Annotated in this window: 19 protein-coding genes; 11 read left to right on the top strand and 8 right to left on the bottom strand. The window is 54.8% G+C overall.

The window, feature by feature from the left end:
- Nucleotides 1-19: 19 nt before the first annotated feature.
- Nucleotides 20-280, bottom strand: a complete 261-nt coding sequence (locus ACHUE7_RS16000) for a YheV family putative zinc ribbon protein (RefSeq protein ID WP_394170880.1) — start codon at nt 278-280, stop codon at nt 20-22.
- 206 nt (nt 281-486) lie between these two features.
- Here ACHUE7_RS16000 and ACHUE7_RS15995 point away from each other — a divergent pair, with 206 nt between their 5' ends.
- A complete protein-coding gene (locus ACHUE7_RS15995) occupies nt 487-1,398 on the top strand; it encodes a MaoC/PaaZ C-terminal domain-containing protein (protein WP_394170879.1) in 912 nt (303 codons plus the stop codon).
- A 15-nt stretch (nt 1,399-1,413) separates the two neighbouring features.
- Here the strand turns inward: ACHUE7_RS15995 and yihA are convergent, their stop codons facing one another.
- A complete protein-coding gene (gene yihA, locus ACHUE7_RS15990; protein WP_394170878.1) occupies nt 1,414-2,061 on the bottom strand; it encodes a ribosome biogenesis GTP-binding protein YihA/YsxC in 648 nt (215 codons plus the stop codon).
- A gap of 237 nt (nt 2,062-2,298) precedes the next feature.
- On the opposite strand from yihA, the gene ACHUE7_RS15985 reads away from it, so the two are divergent.
- The 4 genes from ACHUE7_RS15985 (at nt 2,299) to ACHUE7_RS15970 (ending at nt 6,196) form a co-directional block, all read left to right on the top strand.
- Nucleotides 2,299-2,931, top strand: coding sequence for a c-type cytochrome (locus tag ACHUE7_RS15985; protein ID WP_394170877.1), 633 nt, complete (start codon nt 2,299-2,301; stop codon nt 2,929-2,931).
- 161 nt (nt 2,932-3,092) lie between these two features.
- Nucleotides 3,093-3,725, top strand: coding sequence for a thiol:disulfide interchange protein DsbA/DsbL (locus tag ACHUE7_RS15980; RefSeq protein WP_348474361.1), 633 nt, complete (start codon nt 3,093-3,095; stop codon nt 3,723-3,725).
- 121 nt (nt 3,726-3,846) lie between these two features.
- The gene (locus ACHUE7_RS15975; protein ID WP_348474362.1) at nt 3,847-4,662 is read left to right on the top strand and encodes an endonuclease/exonuclease/phosphatase family protein; all 816 of its coding nucleotides are present in this window, start codon (nt 3,847-3,849) and stop codon (nt 4,660-4,662) included.
- Nucleotides 4,663-4,759: 97 nt separating this feature from the next.
- Nucleotides 4,760-6,196 carry a GGDEF domain-containing protein gene (locus ACHUE7_RS15970; protein WP_394170876.1) on the top strand — a complete coding sequence of 479 codons (1,437 nt, stop codon included), beginning with the start codon at nt 4,760-4,762 and terminating at the stop codon, nt 6,194-6,196.
- 33 nt (nt 6,197-6,229) lie between these two features.
- Here ACHUE7_RS15970 and ACHUE7_RS15965 read toward each other — a convergent pair whose 3' ends face one another.
- Together ACHUE7_RS15965 and ACHUE7_RS15960 are read right to left on the bottom strand one after the other, a co-directional pair.
- The gene (locus tag ACHUE7_RS15965; RefSeq protein ID WP_394170875.1) at nt 6,230-8,572 is read right to left on the bottom strand and encodes a hybrid sensor histidine kinase/response regulator; all 2,343 of its coding nucleotides are present in this window, start codon (nt 8,570-8,572) and stop codon (nt 6,230-6,232) included.
- A 224-nt stretch (nt 8,573-8,796) separates the two neighbouring features.
- Entirely contained in the window at nt 8,797-9,327 is a 531-nt protein-coding gene (locus ACHUE7_RS15960) for a GNAT family N-acetyltransferase (protein WP_394170874.1), read from the bottom strand.
- Nucleotides 9,328-9,476: 149 nt separating this feature from the next.
- On the opposite strand from ACHUE7_RS15960, the gene ACHUE7_RS15955 reads away from it, so the two are divergent.
- A complete protein-coding gene (locus ACHUE7_RS15955) occupies nt 9,477-9,971 on the top strand; it encodes a peroxiredoxin (protein WP_394170873.1) in 495 nt (164 codons plus the stop codon).
- 174 nt (nt 9,972-10,145) lie between these two features.
- Nucleotides 10,146-10,397 (top strand): MGMT family protein, encoded by a 252-nt coding sequence (locus ACHUE7_RS15950; RefSeq protein WP_394170871.1) that lies wholly within the window; start codon nt 10,146-10,148, stop codon nt 10,395-10,397.
- A gap of 468 nt (nt 10,398-10,865) precedes the next feature.
- On the opposite strand, the gene gyrB is transcribed toward ACHUE7_RS15950, so the two are convergent.
- Genes gyrB through dnaA form a run of 4 tightly spaced genes read right to left on the bottom strand, consistent with a single transcriptional unit; the run spans nt 10,866 to nt 17,011 of the window.
- Entirely contained in the window at nt 10,866-13,277 is a 2,412-nt protein-coding gene (gyrB, locus tag ACHUE7_RS15945) for a DNA topoisomerase (ATP-hydrolyzing) subunit B (protein WP_348474948.1), read from the bottom strand.
- Nucleotides 13,270-14,370 (bottom strand): DNA replication/repair protein RecF, encoded by a 1,101-nt coding sequence (gene recF, locus ACHUE7_RS15940; protein ID WP_394170870.1) that lies wholly within the window; start codon nt 14,368-14,370, stop codon nt 13,270-13,272. Before recF ends, gyrB begins: the two co-directional genes overlap by 8 nt.
- A gap of 25 nt (nt 14,371-14,395) precedes the next feature.
- Nucleotides 14,396-15,502: a DNA polymerase III subunit beta gene (gene dnaN, locus ACHUE7_RS15935; protein WP_394171077.1), complete on the bottom strand. Its 1,107-nt coding sequence runs from the start codon at nt 15,500-15,502 to the stop codon at nt 14,396-14,398.
- A 24-nt stretch (nt 15,503-15,526) separates the two neighbouring features.
- Nucleotides 15,527-17,011: a chromosomal replication initiator protein DnaA gene (gene dnaA, locus ACHUE7_RS15930; RefSeq protein ID WP_394170869.1), complete on the bottom strand. Its 1,485-nt coding sequence runs from the start codon at nt 17,009-17,011 to the stop codon at nt 15,527-15,529.
- 671 nt (nt 17,012-17,682) lie between these two features.
- On the opposite strand from dnaA, the gene rpmH reads away from it, so the two are divergent.
- The 4 genes from rpmH to mnmE all read left to right on the top strand — a co-directional run bounded on the left by rpmH (nt 17,683) and on the right by mnmE (nt 21,539).
- Complete coding sequence (gene rpmH / locus ACHUE7_RS15925) at nt 17,683-17,817, top strand: 50S ribosomal protein L34 (RefSeq protein ID WP_028670321.1); 135 nt, start codon at nt 17,683-17,685, stop codon at nt 17,815-17,817.
- 5 nt (nt 17,818-17,822) lie between these two features.
- Nucleotides 17,823-18,239 carry a ribonuclease P protein component gene (rnpA, locus tag ACHUE7_RS15920; protein ID WP_394171076.1) on the top strand — a complete coding sequence of 139 codons (417 nt, stop codon included), beginning with the start codon at nt 17,823-17,825 and terminating at the stop codon, nt 18,237-18,239.
- A gap of 244 nt (nt 18,240-18,483) precedes the next feature.
- Entirely contained in the window at nt 18,484-20,178 is a 1,695-nt protein-coding gene (gene yidC, locus ACHUE7_RS15915) for a membrane protein insertase YidC (protein WP_394170868.1), read from the top strand.
- Nucleotides 20,178-21,539: a tRNA uridine-5-carboxymethylaminomethyl(34) synthesis GTPase MnmE gene (gene mnmE / locus ACHUE7_RS15910; protein ID WP_394170867.1), complete on the top strand. Its 1,362-nt coding sequence runs from the start codon at nt 20,178-20,180 to the stop codon at nt 21,537-21,539. The genes yidC and mnmE overlap by 1 nt, the downstream gene beginning before the upstream one ends.
- The last annotated feature ends 51 nt before the right edge of the window (nt 21,540-21,590 follow it).

The following is a 21,590-nucleotide window of genomic DNA, read 5'->3' as shown; positions in this document are numbered from 1 at the left end:
ACAGCCGGGGCGTTTTGCGTCACTGGGAGTCATCCTTAGCGGGTGAGGTTGGATCAAGAATCTTAACCGGGGTTGCTTCAACCTCCGATTTGGGTGGCGGCGGCGTGACCCGGGTCTTTATTTCATTAACGCTCTGATGGGTCTGGCTGATGCGATCGATATAGCCGCAGTCGACACACTCGCGCACCATGATGGCACCCTCGTGCTCGTAACCCGCTTTCAGGGTGTCCATGGTGCCGCATTTGGGGCACACCGCACCGGCGATGAATCGAACCGTCATAGTCAACTGCCTCTTAAAATCGCGATTATACGGAAGTGACACAGCAGCGTCATTGTCGACCGCTCGGTCAAAACACCTCATCTGCCACTGAGGTTCCTGTGCTAAACTAAGTGGCTGTCACCTGTGCGTGTGTGTGGGTGGCTCGCAAGGGCAGATTAGCCGTCGCCTTGCAGAACCCCGTACGCCGAACCATGGATGGTGACACCATGTCCGACAAATTAAAAACCCGCTGGTTCCAGACACCCACGTCGTCTTCATCGCTGGGTTATGCCACCCGGTTCTACATGAAGGTGTTCCAGAGCCTGAAAGCCGATGAGTCATTGAACCTCGGCGCCCAACTCGCCCCGTTGAAAACCAACTGGTATCTGACTGAAAAAACCACCGAGCGCTGGCACAAGGTGTTCAATTACCAGAGCACAGCACCCCAGGCGTTTACTTACAGTGCTCCGGCCGGTGTTTGGGCGTTAATGCAGGTACTGGAAGACCTGGGCATCAAGTTCAGTCGCATCATGCACCTGCGCAGCCACCTGCTGCTAACCTCACCCGATGGCTTTGAAGTGAATGCTCACTACACCACTAACGTCCGCTATATGGGAGCCAGACCGTTAAAAAGCCGCTCTGTGGCACTGATCTTCCGGTCTGAAGTGCGAGATGTTCGGGGTCGGGAAATCATGCAGCTTGAAGACGAACTGTACGTCGGAGGCTTGCCGGTAGATTTCGTCGCACAACTGTCATCCGAGCATGTAAAAGTGCCCCAGGCAGAGCGCAGCGACATTGCCATCGATAACCCGGTGGCTGATCAGATACCGGTGTCCATTGGCCGGCGTCTGGGCAGTCAGTACGGGAAACTCTCCGGCGATTTGAACCCGCTTCATATCTCAAGCATCGGGGCTCGATTGCTGGGTCACTCAGGGTCCTTTGTGCAGGGTCTGTGCACCGCCAATCTGCTGCTGGCAACCCTGGGAACTCACTGGCGCCGCTCGGTGCGCAGCCTGACCATGGAATTCAAACGGCCGGTGTCGCAACCAGCCAAACTGACGCTGATCTGCACCCTTGATCAATTCAGTCTGATTGATAACAAGAAACGCGTTCTGGTAACGGGCTCTTACATCTGCTGATGAAGCCGGTGGGTACTAAACCTGCGAATCGGGGTTTTCCTGACTCGCTTCCGGTGCAGGCTCAGGCTCCATCTGTTCCCGTAACCAGCCCTCTAATTCAGCAACCCCGTCTTTTTTCAGCGAGCTGAACAACTGCACCGAGAGCCAGTTGGCTTGCGACTGTAACTGGCTGCGCACTTTCATCAGGGTGGTCTTGGCCGGGCCCTTCTTCAGTTTGTCGCTCTTGGTCAGCAGAGCACGCAGTGGCATTTGTGTCTGGATCGCCCAGCGAACCATCATCTCATCGAACTCGGTCATCGGGTGGCGCACGTCCATCACCAGCACGATACCCTTCAGGCTGTGGCGGTCGGCCAAATACTCACCGATGTTCTTCTCCCAGTCTTCCTTCATGTCCCGGTTGACCTTGGCGTAACCGTACCCTGGCAAATCGACCAGGCGGCAGTTCTCGGTCGACAGCGAGAAGTAGTTGATCAGCTGGGTGCGGCCCGGCGTTTTTGAGGTTCGGGCCAGTTTGGAATTGCGCGTCAGCGCATTCATTGCACTGCTTTTACCCGCATTCGAGCGACCTGCAAAGGCCACTTCAGCACCGCTATCCGGAGGGCTTTGTTGCAAATGCTGGGCACTGGTCAGGAATCGGGCGGAATCAAATCGCAAAACCGACATTGGGGAGTCTCTCAACGGGGGTTAAAAACCGGCAGTGTACCTGAAATCCGGTCCGGAGGTTGGGCTGTTGATCGCTCCATGTTCAATTAATACCCACTCAGGGCGCGGGGTTTCTTCTCAACACCCTCCCGGGTCTATATAATGCCCGGTCATATTACCGGTGTGGTCAGAATCCGGATCCGTGCACATCCGTTCTGATGACCGACCTTTTTCCACCTTTGACGTGCGGGACGCGACATGAAAAAACTGATCGTAGGCCTTGCCATGCTGGCCGGCATTTCAGGCTTTGCAATGGCCGAGGGCAATGCTGAAGACGGCGAACAATACACAGAATCCTGTGCCGCTTGCCACGGAGCCGACGGCAACAGCGCTGCCGCTTCCTTCCCCAAGCTGGCAGGCCAGGGTGAAGCCTATCTGCTCAAGCAGATGATTGACGTCCAGAATGGCGATCGTGTGATTACCCAAATGTCCGGACAGCTCGACGGGTTTGATGAAGACCAGTTGGCCGACATCGCCGCCTACTACGCCAGCCAGAATAAGACCGTCGGCAATGCCAATCCGGATCTGGTCGCCCTGGGTGAACAGCTGTATCGCGGTGGCAACCCGGAAACCGGCGTGCCCTCCTGTGCAGGCTGTCACTCTCCCACCGGTGCGGGTAACGCCCCTGCCGGATACCCGATGTTGTCTGGCCAGCACGCCGCCTATATAGAAAGCCAGCTGTACAAGTTTCAGCGTGGCTATCGCGCCACCGAACCCAGCGACGAAGTCCGTACCAACGATGGCGAATCCCGGGTTATGCGGTCTACCGCTTTCCGCCTGAAAGATTTCGAAATCGAAGCGCTGGCCAGTTATATCAACGGTTTGCACTGATCCAAAGCCCGGTTTAAACCGGCCGTTCAGGCCCGGTTAACCCGAGGTAAAGACAATGAAAAGCGAAGGACCGGTTCAAGGCCTTCGCTTTTTTTGTGGGTGGCTTTCAGGCAAAGTGTCGGCCATTCCCCTACTCTGGTCCTCTTGTGGAGATCCAACCTATGTTTAAACGTGTGATGTTGTCCGCGCTGGCACTGATGGTGCTGGCTGCCGGTTCCGCTACTGCAGAAGAATTTCAGGCAGGCACCCATTATCAGGTATTGCCGGAAAAACTACCGACCAGCTACCGGGGTGAAGAAGCGGGTGAGATCATGGAGATCTTCAGCTACAGCTGCATTCACTGTTTTAACCTGGAACCCTTTGTAACGTCCTGGAAACAGGGCAAGCCCGATGACATTCGTTTTACCCCGGTGCCAGTGCTGTTCAATGACCGCCAGATTCCGGAAGCCAAAGCCTATTATGCCGGTCAGTTTCTGGACGTGATTGCACAGAGCCACCCGTCCATTTACAACGAAATCCATATAAACCGGAACCGCCTGTCATCCGATGAAGACTTCGCTGAAATTTTTGAACGCTTCGACATCAGTGAAAGTGAATACATGGACATGGCCAATTCCTTTGCCGTCAACACCCGCATTTCCCTGGCACAGAAAATTACCCGGATGAGCCAGATTCAGGGCACACCCAGCCTGGTTGTTAACGGCAAATACCTGATCTCCGGACAAATGGCCGGCGGTAACGAGCGGATGTTTACCGTCGCTGAATGGCTGATTCGCAACGAAGACCAGCTGTAAAGGGTCACCGGAACCAACGGCCCGATAACATCGTCTTTCCGGTTGCGCTACACTGAGTAGCCAGCCGGCCCTTCTGTTTTTCTTTGTCTTCCGTCGGGTCACCATCTACAGGAGCCCGTCAATGAGATCGAGCCACCTTGATTACGAATTCCCGGTTCACCTGAGTGACCCCAAGGAGTTCTATCGCAAGGCCGACCCCGACCATCTGACGCTACTGAGTTTCAACATTCAGGTCGGCATCAACACCCGACACTTTCCCGATTATTTTTTGAAATCCTGGCAGCACGTCTGGCCCAGCCGGTCTCGCCAGCACAATCTGGACCGGATCAGTGATCTGATACGCCACTTTGATGTGGTCTCCTTGCAGGAAGTCGATGGCGGCAGTTTTCGCACCGGCTTTGTTAACCAGGTGGAATACCTGGCCAGGAAATCCGGTCAGCCTTACTGGCACCAGCAATTAAACCGGAATCTGGGGCGTTTTGCGCAACACAGTAATGGGTTGATTTCCCGCTTTGAACCACACCGAATCGACACCCACGCCCTGCCCGGTTTGCCTGGTCGGGGTGCCATCGTGGTTCAGCTTGGTGACGAACACCCGGTTGTTATCGTGATGCTGCACCTGGCCTTGAGCAAAAAAGCTCAGGACCAGCAACTGCGCTTTATTCGCAATCTGATTCAGCAATACCATCATGTGATTGTGATGGGTGATATGAACACCCACAGCCTGCGACTGCTTAACGACTCTCCGCTGCGCGAATGCGGCCTCAAGTCGGCCCATGCCCGGGCTACGTTTCCCAGTTGGCAGCCCCATCGCTGTCTCGACCATATTCTGGTCAGTCGTCATCTGCGCATTGTGCGTATGGGTGTGCTGGACTTCCCGCTGTCTGATCATCTGCCGGTTGCACTTGAAATAGAATTACCGGAACTGGCTCGATAAAAGCGGCGTGGCAGATCGGCGCAGCGCCAAAGCGCTGCTATACTCGCATCAGCTTGGGTAATTTTCAGCAAGGCATCGGCATGGGTATGTGGGACGAATGAGCGAAATACAGGACTTGTTGCGGCGCGGCGTTTTGGACTTATCCTTCATGGTTCGGGGCATTGACCGCGAGCTCGATGAAACGCTGGACCAGCTTAAACTGGCTTTGCGCCAACGCAACGACCTGGATGTCGACGCTTTTGGCAAAGCACTGGAAGCCACCGATAAACGCTTTGACCTGATCGAGAGCCGCACCGAAGAAGGTGTCAGCCAGCTCTATTCACTCTATCAGCTGCTGGTCGATACTGACGACGAACGCGTACCAGATTCCCTGATACGCCATCTCAACGAACGCAGCCCCTATGTCCAGGATGCCCTGTCGCTGGCACATCAAATACAACCTCTGGTCTCAGTGGCCGCGGACCCGGACGCCGACAACAGCACCCTGATTCGGCTGCGACAAAAACTCTGTTCACGCTTTATCACCCTGTTGCGCACACTGGCCATTTTGGGCGATGAAGACGGTGCTCTGCGTGCATTGGCCGCCCGACTGGAACCAATACCGGACTGGTCGACGCTGGATGTACTGGCGGCCGAGACCATTATGTTGATCCAGACTCGACTTAACCAGGAAAAAGGTAAGTTCGAGTATTACCTCAATGAACTAAATGCCAAGCTGGTTGCCATCAACCGACTTATTGGTGAAGACCAGGCAGCGGTCTCCGACTTGCAGACCCTCAACGAGAGTCTGAACGCCAATGTCGACCACCAACTGGAGCGTGTGCGTTCCGAACTGGAAACAGCCACCGATATGCACGCTTTGCGGCTGGCCATGACGCACTCCATGGATGATCTACTGGGCGTGTTAGGCGAGTTTCAGGACCAGGTAAAAACCAGCCTGTCAGCCATGCACCAGCGCCAGGCAGAACTGACCGAGCAACTGACGTCATTGCAGGCTGATAACCAAAAGCTGATCGAACAGGTGAATCAGGAACGCGAATTGTCACTGCGCGATCCGCTGACTCAGTTGCCCAACCGGCAAGGCTTTGATGCCCGGCTCGCCGAGGAAATTGCCCGCAGCGAGCGTTACCAGCAACCGTGCTGTGTCGCCCTGATCGACATTGATCTGTTCAAAACCATCAATGATCAGTACGGTCATCTGGCGGGCGACAAAGTGCTCAAAGTCCTGGCCAAGGAGATGCGCAGCCAGTTGCGGCAGTCGGACTACCTGGCGCGGTTTGGCGGAGAGGAATTCGTGTTGCTGCTGCCCCAGACCCCCATCGATGCAGGCATGCAGGCTGTGGAAAAAATGCGACTGCATATCAGCCAGTGTCCGTTTAATTTTCAGGGTAAACCGGTTCAGATAACCTTTTCTGCCGGTGTATCCGCCTACCGCAATGGTGAGTCAGCCGATCAATGGCTTCATCGTGCCGATGAAGCGTTGTACGCCAGCAAAGACGCGGGCCGGAATAGAACGACACCGGCTGATGGCTGAGAATAGAGACAATCCGAACCCGTTCACCCGCGTTCACCGTTCGCGCACGAACTGAGCCAGTATCCGTTCCAGGTGGCGGGTATTGATGGGTTTGGTCAAAAAGTCATCCATACCCGACTCGATGCAACGACGGCGAACATCTTCCAGAGCGTGAGCAGTCAGCGCCACTATAGGTAGCCGGAGCAAATTATGGCGTTTCTCATATGACCGAATAGCCTCTGTTGCAGCATAGCCATCCATATGAGGCATTTCGCAATCCATGAGCAGGACATCACACTCAAAATCCTCAGACTGCCGGGCCTCTAGCGCTTCTCCACCATGACTGGCCAGCACAACCTGATGCCCCAGTTTCTCCAGTAGCCCCTCTATTACCCGCTGATTGACCATATTGTCTTCCGCCACCAACACGCGCAGACCTTTCAGGGGCTGTTCATCCACCAGGCGGGTTTCTTCACGACGCTGACGAGCCTGCAGAAACGGCAACTTCACGGTGAAGCAGGAACCCTGATTTGGCACACTGCTGACCGTTAATGTGCCTCCCATTAACGCCACCAGTTCACGACTGATAGCCAGACCCAGCCCCGTTCCACCGGCTTTACGCTGGCGCCCCGGATCAACATCGGAGTACAGATTGAACAGGTTTTTCTGGTCGACCTCGGAAATGCCAATGCCCGTGTCTTCAACCCGGAACTCCAGCAGCCGGGGTGCTTTGGGGTCGACACTGAGCGTTAATTTGACCGAGCCCAGGTCTGTGTACTTGATGCCATTGCTAACCAGATTAGACAGTACCTGGCGCACATGCTGCGCATCGAGCATCACCCAGGCCGGTACTGCCGGGTCTATGTGACCGGTCAGCGCCAGTGACTTATGCTCTGCCTGAGACAAGAACAGTTTCACCTGCTGTTGCACCAATCGGTGTACATCGACCGGTTCACGGCGAAACGCCATTTTCCCCGCCTCGATCTTGGAGTAATCCAGAATGTCGTTGATCAGTGCCAGCAGAGAACTGCCCGAGCCCTGAATCGTATCGACATAGCCACGCTGTTCGTCATCCAACCGGGTTCGGGACAGAACTTCCGTCATTCCCAGCACACCGTTTAGCGGCGTTCGAATTTCGTGGCTGATCTGCGCCAGGAACTGGCTCTGGGCTTCCACCCGCATGCGTTGGCGATCCTGCTCATCCCTCAGCAAGCGAATCCGGTAAGCCAGGGCAAAACTCAGTAACATGGCCTCAGCAAAAGACCCCAGCTTAGACGCCAGATTAGGTGGCAGTGGCGCTTCAATGCCCAGTAAGCGGCCCAGTATAAAGACCGAATTGCCTACCGCGAACAACACCCAGGCCAGTACAAAAAACTTGGCGGCTATAAAACCTACGCGCCAAGCCCGTATACCGGCCGACACCGCCAGAAGCATAAATACGATGATCGTCGGCGTATACAATCGGGCAAACCAGTCGAGATCGATCGTAACCAGCAGAACGGCAGCCACACACTGCAGGGCTATCATGCCATAGAGCGCCCACAGGTGTGCACGTGAGGTGTTCCGCAGATTCAGAAAGTGGATGACGAAGAAACTGGCAAAGATAACCGTCGCCAGGGTTATCCAGAAATTGTACTCATAGTGATAGATCAGGTCCGGTGGCCAGAGATACTGCGCCATATACCCATCGAGCGACAGTTGCAGCACCCCGAAACCGGAAATAAACAGCACATAGAACAGGTAGCTGACATCGCGCACCGTGGTGTACAGGAACCCGTTGTACAGCACCATCGCCAACAACACGCCGTAAAACAGCCAGTTGCCGATGTCAGCTTTGAGTAAGGGGGACCAGAAGTCATCACTGGGATAGGCATGCAGCGGCACCAGAGCCGAAGGTGAGGTTTCAATGCGCATCAGATAGGTGGTGGGCCCATAGACCTCAACCGGAATAATGAAGAAACGGTGATCTTCAGTTCGGCTTTGGCTCGGACGTTGCAAACCGGAGCGGTAAATCAGTCGGGGCCCGCTGTTACCAAACACCTGATACACATCCACGTAGTCCAGCAGGGCATTGGACAAAACCAGGTGCCATTCTTTGTGAATTGACTGGGCCGCATCCAGTCTGAACTGTATCCAGAAAGGGGTATCATCGTAGCCGCGGCTGATGCTGTGTGCCCTGTGCTTGGTCCACTCGCCAGCGTACTCCGGTTGCAGAATATCAAACGGCGATAATTGCCCGCTGTCATCAGCCAGGAGCAAGACTTGGGGGCCCAGATTTTCGACATCCGACTGCGTCAGTTCGATTAGCGGTGCTATCGGCTCAGCCCGCAACGCAGGCATCGCCAGGCATCCAAGCAGCACAATCAATAACGGAGACAGGCTGAATAGCCCTGACAAGTGCCTGATTCCGGCGATGCGCTGTAATCGGCTCAGTAACGCACTCCGGATAATTCTTAACAGCACAGCTCAACATCCATTTGTCAGCTCCGGGCTTTGGCAGGCAGTCGCACGGTAGTCAGTGAGGGAGACGTTCAACTCGCCCGGGAGGTAATCCATTTGAAAAGCCGGGTCACTTCACTGTTCGTTTTCCAGAACAATGCGCATGCACCACAGCCCCAAGGTTATCCGCTTATCTTATTATTGTTGAGCTCCTTAATATACCAGTGATCGCACGCATTGTGACCGGTTTGGCCAATGGGTTGAGGCAGGCGAATAAAACCGGATTTTCGATACAGCGCCGCTGCCTGAGCCATCCCGTTCAGGGTTTCAAGATAGCACCATTGGTAATGACGCGCAGCAAAGTCGAGGGCCACTTCCATCAGTCGAGCGCCCAGTCTGGCACCACGGTGCTCGGCAAGAACGTACATTTTTTGCAATTCACAACATTGCGCCACCCCTTGCAGACGGCCTATGCCACAACCACCCACAACCCCTTCCCTGCTTCTGATGACCCAATAAGCCGTGGTGTCGCCGCTATAGGCGCGACTCAGTTCGTCGAGCTCCGGGTCCTGCCAGGCAAAACCAGGCCGGTTGGCGCCGAATTCAGTCAACCCCTGACGGATCACAATTGCCATGGCGGCGTTATCAGCGGGCTGAATCCTCGCCAGCGTATATTTTCCTGCGCTGTTTGCATCAATACCTTCGGACACCATGGCCAGTTAGCTCCTGAAGTCTGTGGTTGGTCGATCCAGTAAATGTCTCAATAAAGCCGCATCAAGTCCATCGTCAGCCCGGTTTCGTATATCATGGCCATCAAACACCATAACTGAACAGACTGGAACCCATGGAGAAGCCTGAGATTATGACCATTCAAGTTGGAGAAACCCTGCCCAATGTCCTGCTGCACCGTATGGGCGAAGGCGGCCCCGTCAGCGTGTCATCCGACGACCTGTTTGCCGACCAGACGGTCGTGCTGTTTGCCGTCCCCGGCGCCTTCACCCCCACCTGCAGCCAATCCCACCTGCCCGGCTTCGTGGTAAACGCCGACACCCTAACAGCCAAGGGAGTCGACCGTATTGTCTGTCTCAGTGTCAACGATGCCTTCGTCATGGCTGCCTGGGGCAAACAGCAGAATGCAGATGCCCTGGACATGATCGCCGATGGTAATGCCGATTTTGTAGAAGCCCTGGGGCTGGAAATGGACGCAACCGGCCGCGGCATGGGCGTACGCTCGCGCCGTTTCGCACTGATTGCTAAAAACGGCATCGTAGAATGGATAGCAGTGGAAGAGCCGGGCCAGTTCGAAGTCAGTTCTTCAGAGCACGTCATTAACGCCTTGGACAAACTCCAAAGCTGATAACGATAGATGTCGTTCGTAAGGGTGTGTTCCACGTGGAACAAACCCTTACATTCACAACAAATCTAATTTTTAATCCCCTCTTCTCTTTCCCACCAACCTTGATGCCACCCATTCACTGAAGTCACCGCAGCGGCTAAACTGACTATTCAATTCTGTTTCAGGTAGGAAGGCATGTCAGGCAACCACCAGGATGACGTCCACACATCGCCCAAAGCCGCGTTCTACCAGACCCTGAGCTCCATTCCTCCCGGCTACTTCACCAGCTATGGCCGCCTGGCAAGCCTGTGCGGCGTTCATGTTCGGCAAATACAAGCCTGGCTAAGAACACTGCCAAGGGAATCCGGACTGCCCTGGTTCAGGATCATCAATAGCAACGGAAGATTACTGAGCATCCTGGATCAATTACGCAATATGAGTTGTTAAAGGCGGAGGGGTTATTGGCAGACAATCGGAGACGCTTTCCAAAGGACCGTTACTGGCCTGATTGTTTGAGCACCCACAAGGATGACCCTGATTAAAGATCACTTAATTTGAACCATGTTCCACGTGGAACTTAATAGCTAGCCAATGAGCGAGACAATAATACCTTTTATTGTCTAGCACTAACTAGCTAGGTGCGCACCAGGCGCGGGCACCACCACTTCTATGGGTTAAAAAACTTTATATCAATCTAAAAAAAGGGCCTTAGTAGGCCCTTTAGTCGAATATCGAATTACTAGTCTTTAAGTCTAACCGTGATACCCAGGTAAGTGCTGGCGGCCGGTCGGTCTATCCGGGGTAGTCCGCAACAGGGATGTTGCGGTCTAGGCTCCAGGGATGGATACACGCCGACCCCGGATAGACCGACCGGTTGCCAGCACGAACTAGAGGCAGCATAGTAAAAGAAACCTCCTAGTAATCCAGGTTGCTCACCAGCAACGCATTTGTCTCGATAAAGGCACGTCGTGGCTCTACATCATCACCCATCAAGGTGCTGAATATCTGGTCTGCCCCGATAGCATCTTCAATGGTCACCTGCAGCATACGGCGCTGTTCCGGATCCATGGTGGTTTCCCACAGCTGGTCCGGGTTCATTTCACCCAGCCCTTTATAACGCTGAATGTTATACCCGCGCTTGGCCTCACCCATCATCCATTCGATGACTTCCTCGAACTCCGCTATGGGCTGGGACTTCTCGCCTCGTTTGAGATAGGCGCCCTCTTCAATCAGGCCGTCCAGCTGATTGCGCAACGCGACAATGGCCTGGTACTCCTTGCTTTCAAAGAAGGTATGGGAGAACTGGTAGTCCGTTCCCAGGCCATGAGCAATCGCCTGCACCTTGGGTACAAAGATGTGGCGTTCTTTATCTTCAGTGATCGACATTTGATAGGTTGTGCTGCCGGCGTTGGTATCCAGCAGACGATCGCTCAGGTGATCCACCCAGTCGGCGACTTCTTCCTGGCTCGACAACATCTCCGGTGTCAGATCCGGCATGTAGATCAGTTCTTGCAGCACCGCTTTCGGATAAACCCGGCTCATCCGGTCAATCCGACTCATTACGTCTTTATACTGGTTAACCAGATTTTCGAGCTGGGCATCGCGGATCGGCGGGGCTGTGTCATTCACAAACAACTCCGTGCCATCAAGCGCCTGGGAGATCAGGTACTGCTCCAGGGTTTTTTCATCCTTGATGTACTGTTCCTGCTTGCCCTTCTTGAGCTTGAACAGGGGCGGCTGGGCAATATAGATGTGGCCATTCTCAATCAGCTCCGGCATTTGCCGGAAAAAGAAGGTCAGCAACAAGGTACGAATGTGCGAGCCATCGACGTCGGCATCCGTCATGATAATGATCTGGTGATAGCGCAGTTTGGCCAGATTGAACTCTTCGCGGCCGATGCCGCAACCCAGCGCCGTGATCAGCGTGCCGACTTCAGCTGACTGTAGCATCTTATCGAAGCGGGCCTTCTCGACGTTCAGAATCTTGCCTTTCAACGGCAGAATGGCCTGGGTACGACGATCACGCCCCTGTTTGGCAGAGCCACCGGCTGAATCGCCCTCCACCAGGTACAGTTCAGACAGCGCCGGATCCTTCTCCTGACAGTCTGCCAGTTTCCCGGGGAGGCCCGCGATATCCAGTGCGCCTTTGCGTCGGGTCATGTCGCGGGCCTTACGGGCTGCTTCACGGGCCCGGGCTGCATCGATCATCTTACCGACCAGAATTTTGGCTTCGTTCGGGTTTTCCAGCAGGAAATCACCGAATTGCTTACCCATTTCCTGTTCAACCGCCGGTTTAACCTCGCTGGAAACCAGCTTGTCTTTGGTCTGGGAGCTGAATTTCGGATCGGGCACTTTAACAGAGATGATGGCTGTCAGACCTTCACGTGCATCATCGCCGGTGGTCTGCACCTTGTGTTTCTTTTGCAGATTTTCATTCTGAATATAGGTATTCAGTGTGCGCGTCAGGGCCGCACGGAAACCAGCCAGGTGACTACCACCATCTCGCTGGGGAATGTTATTGGTGTAGCACAGAATGTTTTCCTGATAGGTATCGTTCCACTGCATGGCCACTTCCACGCCGATGCCGTCTTCTTCCCGCTGAAACGAGAAATGAAACACCTGGTTCAGGGTCTGCTTGTTCTTGTTCAGGTAGTCAACGAACGCCTTCAAGCCACCTTCATACTTGAAATACTCTTCTTTGCCGCTGCGCTCGTCTTTCAGATGTATCGCAACCCCGGAGTTCAGAAAACTCAGCTCACGCAAACGCTTGGCCAGAATATCAAAAGAATACTCAATGGACGTAAAGGTCTCGGCGGACGGTTTAAAGTGAATGGTCGTCCCGGTGTAATCAGCCTCCCCTACCACTCTGAGCGGTTCTTGCGGTACCCCATGCACATAGCGCTGCTCATGCACTTTGCCATCACGGCGAATGGTAAGAATCACTTCAGAAGACAGGGCGTTTACGACTGAAACGCCCACACCGTGCAAACCGCCCGAGACCTTGTAGCTGTTGTCGTCGAACTTACCACCGGCGTGGAGAACCGTCATGATCACTTCCGCAGCCGACTGCCCTTCTTCGTGCATGTCGGTCGGGATGCCCCGGCCATCGTCGCTGACGGTGACCGATTCATCCGGGTGAATCACTACCTTGATGTCTTTGCAGTGCCCTGCCAGGGCTTCGTCGATGGAGTTATCCACCACCTCAAACACCATGTGGTGCAAACCGGTGCCATCGTCCGTATCCCCAATGTACATGCCGGGACGCTTGCGCACAGCATCCAGTCCCTTTAGTACTTTAATACTGGAGGAATCGTAACTGTTACTCATCTGGTAGCTCCAAATCGTTCGCCGGACGTACCTGGCCCTGTTCCACATGGAACACTCGGACCCGATCCGGCGCTTGCCAAAAATCCTTGAGGAGTGACGGGTCGACACTGGTCATAAAGACCTGACCGGTCAGTCCTTCCATCAGGGCGCCTAACTTCTGAATATGGTGCCGATCCAACTCAGCTGGCAGATCATCTACCAGAAAGGTCGTTGGGCGGTGGTGAACGTCTTGCAAATGCAGGCTCTGAGCAACCTTGAGTGCACACACCACCAGCTTTTGCTGGCCTCGCGACAGCACATCGCTGGCGGCCTGGTTACCCACCTTGATGCGCATATCGGCGCGTTGCGGGCCGCTCTGGGTATACCCCAGCTTAAGATCACGCTCCCATTGCTGCTCGAGCACATCGGCCAGTGGCCGCGCTTTGTCCCAGCCCCGGTAATAATGAATCCGAACATCGGGCAGATCGATCAGGGCGGCCAGCACCTGGTGAAACCGGGGCACGAACCCCTCCAGGTACTGCTTTCTCAAATCATCCAGCTGCTCGGCAGCGGTGATAAATTCACGCTGCCAAACGGCCAGCTGAGAACGCTCTATTCTACCAGATCGAAGCAGGGAGTTGCGGTTTTTAAGGCTTTTTTGCGCGTTTTGCCACTGACTGTGGAAGGCGTCTTCCTGATGGAACACACCCCAGTCCAGAAACTGCCGGCGATGCCCCGGCGAGCCTTCCAGTAACAGGAAGCTGTCGCTGTGAATCAATTGTAGGGGAAGCCGTTGCGCCAGTTCAGACACGGCGGTTACCGACTCACCGTTGATGCGAATGCTGTGGTGCCCATTGCGCGAGCGTTGCACGCCAACCCGGGTCTTGTTGGTGAACTCTGCGAACACTGTCGCGTCGTCGACGCCCTGGCGAATCAGGGTACGGGTACGAGAGACTTTGAAGGAGCGAGCCAGTGCCAGCAGGTGAATGGCTTCGAGCACCGACGACTTGCCAGCGCCGTTATCCCCGGCCAGCACATTAACACCCGGACCGGGGTCGAAACGGGTCTCCGCCAGGTTGCGGACACCCTGAATGGTCAGTCGTCGAATGGACATGCGGGGCTTAAGACCCTGTGCCCGGTTACAGACGCATCGGCATCACAACATAAACCGACGAGTCATCATCGAAATCGCTCAGCAGGGCGCTGCTGTTGGCGTCTGAGAGCACCAGTTTGACCTGCTCGCCCTGGGTTACGTTCATGACGTCGAGCAAGTAGGTTACATTGAAGCCGACTTCGAGTTCCGGGCCCTGGTAATCAATTTCCTGATTTACCTCGGCTTCTTCCTGCTCCGGGTTATTGGCCCTGACCTGGAGATTATTCTCACTGAGCAGGAGGCGGACGCCACGGTACTTTTCGTTGGAGAGAATGGCCGCACGACCAAAAATGGAACGTAACGATTGCCGGTCGCCGACCACTTCTTTGTCGCCACCGCGCGGCACTACCCGCTCATAATCCGGAAACTTGCCATCAACCAGTTTGGAACTGAAGGTAAAGGCCGCCGTTTTTGCACGCAGATGGTTGGTGCCCAGTGAAATCTCGACCGAATCATCCGAGTCACTCATCAGCCGGTTCAATTCAAGGATACCTTTGCGCGGCACAATAACCTGACGCCGTTCCTCAACACCCAATGCCTCGACATCCTGGCTACTCATAGCCAGACGATGACCGTCTGTCGCTACCGTACGGACCCTGTTCTGCGACAATTCAAGCAACATGCCATTCAAATAATAACGCACATCCTGTTGCGCCATGGCAAAAGAAGTGGCATCTACGAGCTTTTTCAACGTTTTCTGCGGCATGTTGAAATTCAGGGTGTTTTCATCTTCCTCGACATTCGGGAAGTCCGATGCCGGCAAGGTGGAGAGCGTGAAGCGGCTGCGACCGCTGGTGACCACCACCCGGTCATCGTTCTGTACCAGGCTGATCAAACTGTCGTCCGGCAGTGATTTGACAATATCGAGCAACTTACGCGCTGGCACCGTGACAGCGCCTTCGGTAGAGGGTTCCGATAGTTCAACCCGGCCCTGAATCTCGACTTCGAGGTCAGTACCGGTGAGTGACAGCTGGTTACCTTCGATCTCCAGCAGCACGTTAGACAGTACCGGCAATGTCTGACGTTTTTCAACAACACCCCCCACCAGTTGCAGCGGCTTTAACAGGGTGTCTCGTGGCAATGAGAATTGAATCATGAGTCCGTTTCCATCCATTAATCAGGTGGTCAGCGTTCGTAACAGGTTGTTGTAATCTTCGTTGATGTCCAGGGTGGTTTCGCGCAATTCCCTGACCTTGCGACAGGCGTGCAACACCGTTGTATGGTCGCGGCCGCCAAAGGCTTCGCCAATTTCCGGCAAGCTGTGTTGGGTCAGTTCTTTGGCCAGGGCCATCGCCACCTGACGCGGACGTGCAATGCTGCGACTGCGTCGCTTGCTGTGCAGATCCGATATCTTGATTTTGTAGTACTCAGCCACGGTGCGCTGAATATTATCAATACTGACTTGTTTGTCCTGCAGCGCCAAGAGGTCTTTCAACGACTCTTTGACAAAGGCGGTATTGATCGCCGCCCCGGTAAATTGCGAGTTCGCCACTACCCGTTTCAGCGCACCCTCGAGTTCCCGCACGTTCGAACGGATTCGCTGAGCAATAAAGAAAGCTGCATCGGCCGGCAGTTTAACCCGCTGCTTTTCCGCCTTCTTCATCAGAATCGCCACCCGGGTTTCCAGATCCGGCGGTTCCACTGCGACGGTCAGGCCCCAGCCAAAGCGGCTTTTAAGGCGATCTTCCAGACCTTCAATTTCCTTGGGGTAACGATCGCAGGTAAGAATTACCTGCTGGTTCCCTTCCAGCAACGCATTAAAGGTATGAAAGAATTCTTCCTGGGAGCGGTCTTTCTTGGCGAAAAATTGGATATCGTCAATCAACAGTGCGTCGAGACTTCGGTAAAACCGCTTGAACTCGGCCATGGCATTGAGCTGCAACGCCTTAACCATATCTGCCACAAACCGTTCCGAGTGCAAATAAACCACCTTGGCACCCGGGTTCTGATCGACAATGTGGTTACCGATTGCCTGCATCAGGTGGGTTTTACCCAAACCAACGCCCCCGTATATAAACAGTGGGTTGTAGGCACCTCCGGCGTTATCGGCCACCTGCTGACTCGCCGCCAGAGCGAGTTGGTTTGACTTGCCCTCTACAAAGGAAGCGAAGCTGAAACCGGGATTCAGGTAACTTTGAAACTTACCCTTGCCGCGCTGGGAGCCCGTCGTTTGCACAGGCATCGGGTCATTGTTCAGCCGTTCAGCCACAACGGAAGCAGGCTCGGTCGTTGGCGGCTGGTTATCAGCCTGAACTGATTCCGGAGCTACCAGGTTACTGGCCTGGACTCTGTCGTCGTTGCCGGTAGAGGCCGGTTGCTGGGGTTCCGGTGTACGTCGCGCCGGCCGTGCCGGACGACCGGATCGGGCACTGACTTCAACCAGCACTTCCGCCCCGGTCGCACCAAACTGATTCATCAGTTCCTGAATGCGATGCAGATACTTGTCCCGAACCCAGTTACCCACAAAACGGTTGGGTGCCAGCAACACCAGCGCCTCACCATCTTGCCGATGGCTCAGGGGGCGAATCCAGGTATTGAACTGATGCGAGGGAACCTCTCCGCGCAGCAGGTCAAGACACTGTTGCCAGGCTGAATCGGGCACAAACTCTCCGGAAGACGATCAAAATAGAAGCCGCATTCTAACTTGCCCACACGCCACACGCCAGTCGCAGTCTTGTCGAAAACAGCGCTATCGATTCTTCTATTCACAGCCGCTCAAATCACCCTAATCCCGCTTTATCAGGGCCTTACAGGGCATTTTTCGACAAGAACCCCAGACAGGCAAAGTCTGTGAATAACCGGGCGCACAAGGCTGTGCGTAACCACAGGGACGGTTTTGTGTATAAATCATTGTGTATAAGTAGCCAAGTTACACACACCTTGTTGACCGCTCATACCCAGGCCGTACCCAGGGAAACCCAGACTTAATGAGTCTGTAACCTATTGTTTTATAACGATTTTATTGGCTTTTAAACAGAAACCAGCTGCACTAATAAGTAACAACAATGAACTAAACCTAAAACACTACATACCTATATATATTCTTTAAGTGACAAGCCTGAAAAACATCACACCCATTTCTAAACGAAGAACCCGAATGAGTACCTGTGAGCTGGATACTCACTGATTAAAAAATCGTCATTGAATTACACCGTCAAAGTGATTAGAATCCGCCGTCCAAATTTAGGGGTTCGATCTCTTCCAGAAAATGGGAAATCGGACCCGATGCCTAACCGGAAGCACTGCTTCCCCCGACTCGGTGTGAGAACAACCATGAAACGTACTTTTCAACCCAGCGTCCTGAAGCGCAAGCGTACCCACGGTTTTCGTGCCCGTATGGCCACAGCCAATGGCCGCAAGGTTCTGGCTCGTCGCCGTGCTCGTGGTCGTGCTGCCCTGACGGTTTAACCGGTATTTCTCCGGAAAGCGCCCAGGAACCCGGTACTGAATCTGCACCGGGTTACGGACATCCTCGCAGTCACCGTCTGCTGACCCCCGGGGATTTCCGCGCCGTTTTCGATCAGGTAGCCGTCAAATCGGCCTGCCCCGAATTATTGCTTCTGTCCCGCCCGGCACAATCGGGATCGGCTCGCCTTGGTTTTATTCTCGCCAAAAAGAACATCCGCACGGCGGTAGCCCGAAACCGCATCAAGCGATGTGCCCGCGAAGTTTTTCGATTGCATTACGCCGACTGGCCACCGCTCGACATCATCCTGATGGGTCGAAAAGAACTCGGTTCGCTGACGCATGAGCAGTTGCACGAGCTGATTGATAAACAGCTCAGACGCCTGACACGTCGCTGGCATAAGGCCGCGGCAGAGTCAGCCTGAAGCGGGATGACCGTTTTTGCCCTGCGGCCGGTATTTGGCTGGCAATAAACACCCTGTGCAGGTACCATTTCGGCGCTTTTTACACAGGAAGCGGGCGGATGTCGTCTGCCGTGTAGCTTCCTCAGCCTGAACCGGGCCACTACAGACTGCTCCCATCTTCATCCGACCCCTGGTGCGTTGGGTATAGCGTGTTTTTGACAGTCAGGAATCGGTTCAGGGTTAATGATCTGACTGGAAATTGATTATGGATGTGCGCCGTATTGTCCTGATCGCGGGTTTTGCCGTGGTCTCTTACATCTTGGTCCTGCAGTGGTCGTCTGACTATTCCGGTGCGCCGCAGCAAGAGCAAACCGCCAGTTCGTCAGAAATGGCTCCTCTGGAAGTCCCTCAGTCCGAGGTTCCTTCTGATACCGCCAGTGCTGCCGCACCGGACAGTGAAGTGCCTGAAGCAGCGGGTGGACCCAGTGCCAGTGTGACTGCATCAGCGGCCAGTGGGGATGTAGTCAGACTGACGTCTGACGTGCTTGATCTGACGATTGACCTGAATGGCGGTGACGTCATCAATGCGGCTCTGCCTGAATACCCGGCCCGCGCCGATACGCCGAATGTCCCCTTCAGCATTCTTGAAAACCGCCTGCGCACTTACACGGCCATGAGTGGCCTGGTCGGGCCCGATGGCATCGACAGCGAGCAACGTGCGCGCTATCAGGTAGAGCAAAGCGAGTACCAGCTGGACGAGGGTACCGAGCAGCTTGAAGTGACCCTGGCGCATACCACCGACGCGGGCGTTACCGTCAACAAGATTTTCACGCTGACCCGTGGCAGTTACCTGATCGACATTCGTTACGAAATCCAGAACGGATCGGAACAGGCCATCACCACCAATCTGTTTGCCCAGCTCAAGCGTGACCGTTCTGATGATCCAAGCGCCGGTGGCCAGATTGGCATGGCGTCTTACCTCGGCGCAGCCATCACCACACCGGACGACCGTTATCGCAAGATCTCCTTTGGCGATATGGAAGACGAAACCTACCGCATCACCCAGACCGGTGGCTGGATCGCCATTCTGCAGCATTACTTCCTATCTGCCTGGGTACCTGCGACCGATCAGTCGCACAGCTACTATACGCGTCAACTCGCAAACGGCCTCTATTACGCGGGTTTTCAGTCGCCGGCATTAACGGTGGCACCGGGTGATACGGCAACCACCTCGGCCCAACTCTACGTCGGCCCGAAAGATCAGGACGACCTGGCAACCATCGCCGAGCACCTGGAACTGACCGTCGATTACGGCTGGTTGTGGTGGGCGGCCCAGCCTTTGTTCAAACTGTTGCAGTTCATGCACGGCCTGGTTGGCAACTGGGGCTGGGCGATTGTACTGATGACTCTCACGGTCAAGATGGTTCTCTACCCACTGACCGCTTCAAGCTACCGTTCCATGGCCAAGATGCGCAAATTTGCGCCGAAGATGACGCAACTGCGTGAGCAGTTCGGCGACGATCGCCAGCGTCTGGGCCAGGAAATGATGAAGATGTACAAGAAAGAGAAGCTGAATCCCATGGGCGGCTGTTTGCCGATCCTGGTGCAGATGCCGATCTTCATTGCCCTGTACTGGGTGCTGATGGAAGCCGTTGAGCTGCGTCAGTCGCCGTTTATCTTCTGGATTGAAGACCTGTCGATCAAAGACCCCTACTTCGTGCTGCCGCTGCTGATGGGTGCCTCTATGTTCGTGCAAATGCAAATGCAGCAGCAACCAAGCATGGACCCAATGCAGGCGCGGATGATGAAGTTCATGCCAGTGATCTTCACCTTCATGTTCCTCTGGTTCCCGGCCGGTCTGACGCTGTACTGGTTCGTCAACAACGTAACCACCATCGTGCAGCAGTACATCGTTAACCGTCAGTTTGAGAAAGCCGACAAGGCCAAATCGGGCAGCTGATGTCCGACCGCGATACGATCTGTGCCCTGGCAACGCCACCCGGACGAGGTGGCGTTGGCATCATCCGGGTTTCCGGAACGGGCGCAGTCGATATCGCTCATGCCGTACTCGGTTACACCCCCCAGGTTCGCAACGCCCATTACGGCCCCTTTCTCGATGCCGACCAGCAATCACTGGACGAAGGCATTGCTCTGTTTTTTGCTAATCCCAACTCCTTTACCGGTGAAGACGTGCTCGAACTGCAGGGACACGGCGGGCCGGTCATTCTGGATTTGCTGCTGCAGCGGGTCATGGCACTTGGCGCGCGCCTGGCGCGACCCGGCGAATTCTCCGAACGTGCCTTTCTGAACGACAAGCTGGACCTGGCCCAGGCCGAGGCCATTGCCGACCTGATCGACGCCTCCTCCAGCGAAGCCGCTCGCTCTGCCGTGCGTTCCCTGCAAGGCGCCTTCTCCAAAGAAATTCATAGCCTGGTTGAACAACTGATCAGTCTGCGTATTTACGTCGAAGCGTCGATCGACTTTCCCGAGGAAGAAATCGATTTTCTCTCCGATGGTAAGGTGCAATCGGATTTGGCGGCTATCATTGATCAGCTCGACAGAGTCACTGAGGCGGCCAACCAAGGTAGCCTGATGCGCGATGGCATGACGGTGGTGATTGCCGGCCGGCCAAACGCGGGTAAAAGCAGTCTGCTGAACGCCCTGGCAGGTAACGAGCGGGCTATTGTGACTGACATCGCCGGCACCACCCGCGATGTGCTGCGCGAACATATCCACATAGACGGCATGCCGTTACACATCATCGATACCGCTGGTCTGCGGGATACGCCGGATGCCGTCGAACGCATCGGTGTTGAACGTGCCTGGCAAGAGATCGAACAGGCCGACAGAGTCCTGCTCATGGTGGATGCGAGTGAAACCGAGGCGACGGATCCGGCTCTGTTATGGCCCGATTTTGTGCATCGCCTGCCCGCCAACGCGGCCATCACCGTGGTGCGCAACAAGATCGATATTACAGAAGAATCCCCAGGTTTATCCACAGAGCATTCACAACCGGTGATCCGGTTATCCGCACGGGACCAAGTTGGTCTCGACGCTCTGCGGGCACACCTGAAACAACTGATGGGCTATGAAAGTGCCCGCGAAGGCGGATTCATCGCCCGGCGGCGCCACTTGGAAGCCTTGCATCAGGCTCAGGCGTTTTTGCAGTCGGGTGAAGCCCAGTTATTGGGCGCAGCCGCGGGGGAATTGTTAGCTGAAGACCTGCGTTTGGCGCAGAACGCCTTGAACGAGATTACCGGAGAATTTACCTCTGATGACCTGCTAGGGCGGATTTTTTCGAGTTTTTGCATTGGCAAATAGCGCCAATTGACGATTACTCAAGTTTCAGAGTTCGCACAATACTAGCGATGG

It is taken from the genome of Saccharospirillum alexandrii (assembly GCF_043641555.1).
Taxonomy (GTDB): domain Bacteria; phylum Pseudomonadota; class Gammaproteobacteria; order Pseudomonadales; family Natronospirillaceae; genus Saccharospirillum; species Saccharospirillum alexandrii_A.
Note: the sequence above shows the minus strand (reverse complement) of the source record. Positions and strands in the feature narration are given on the sequence as shown.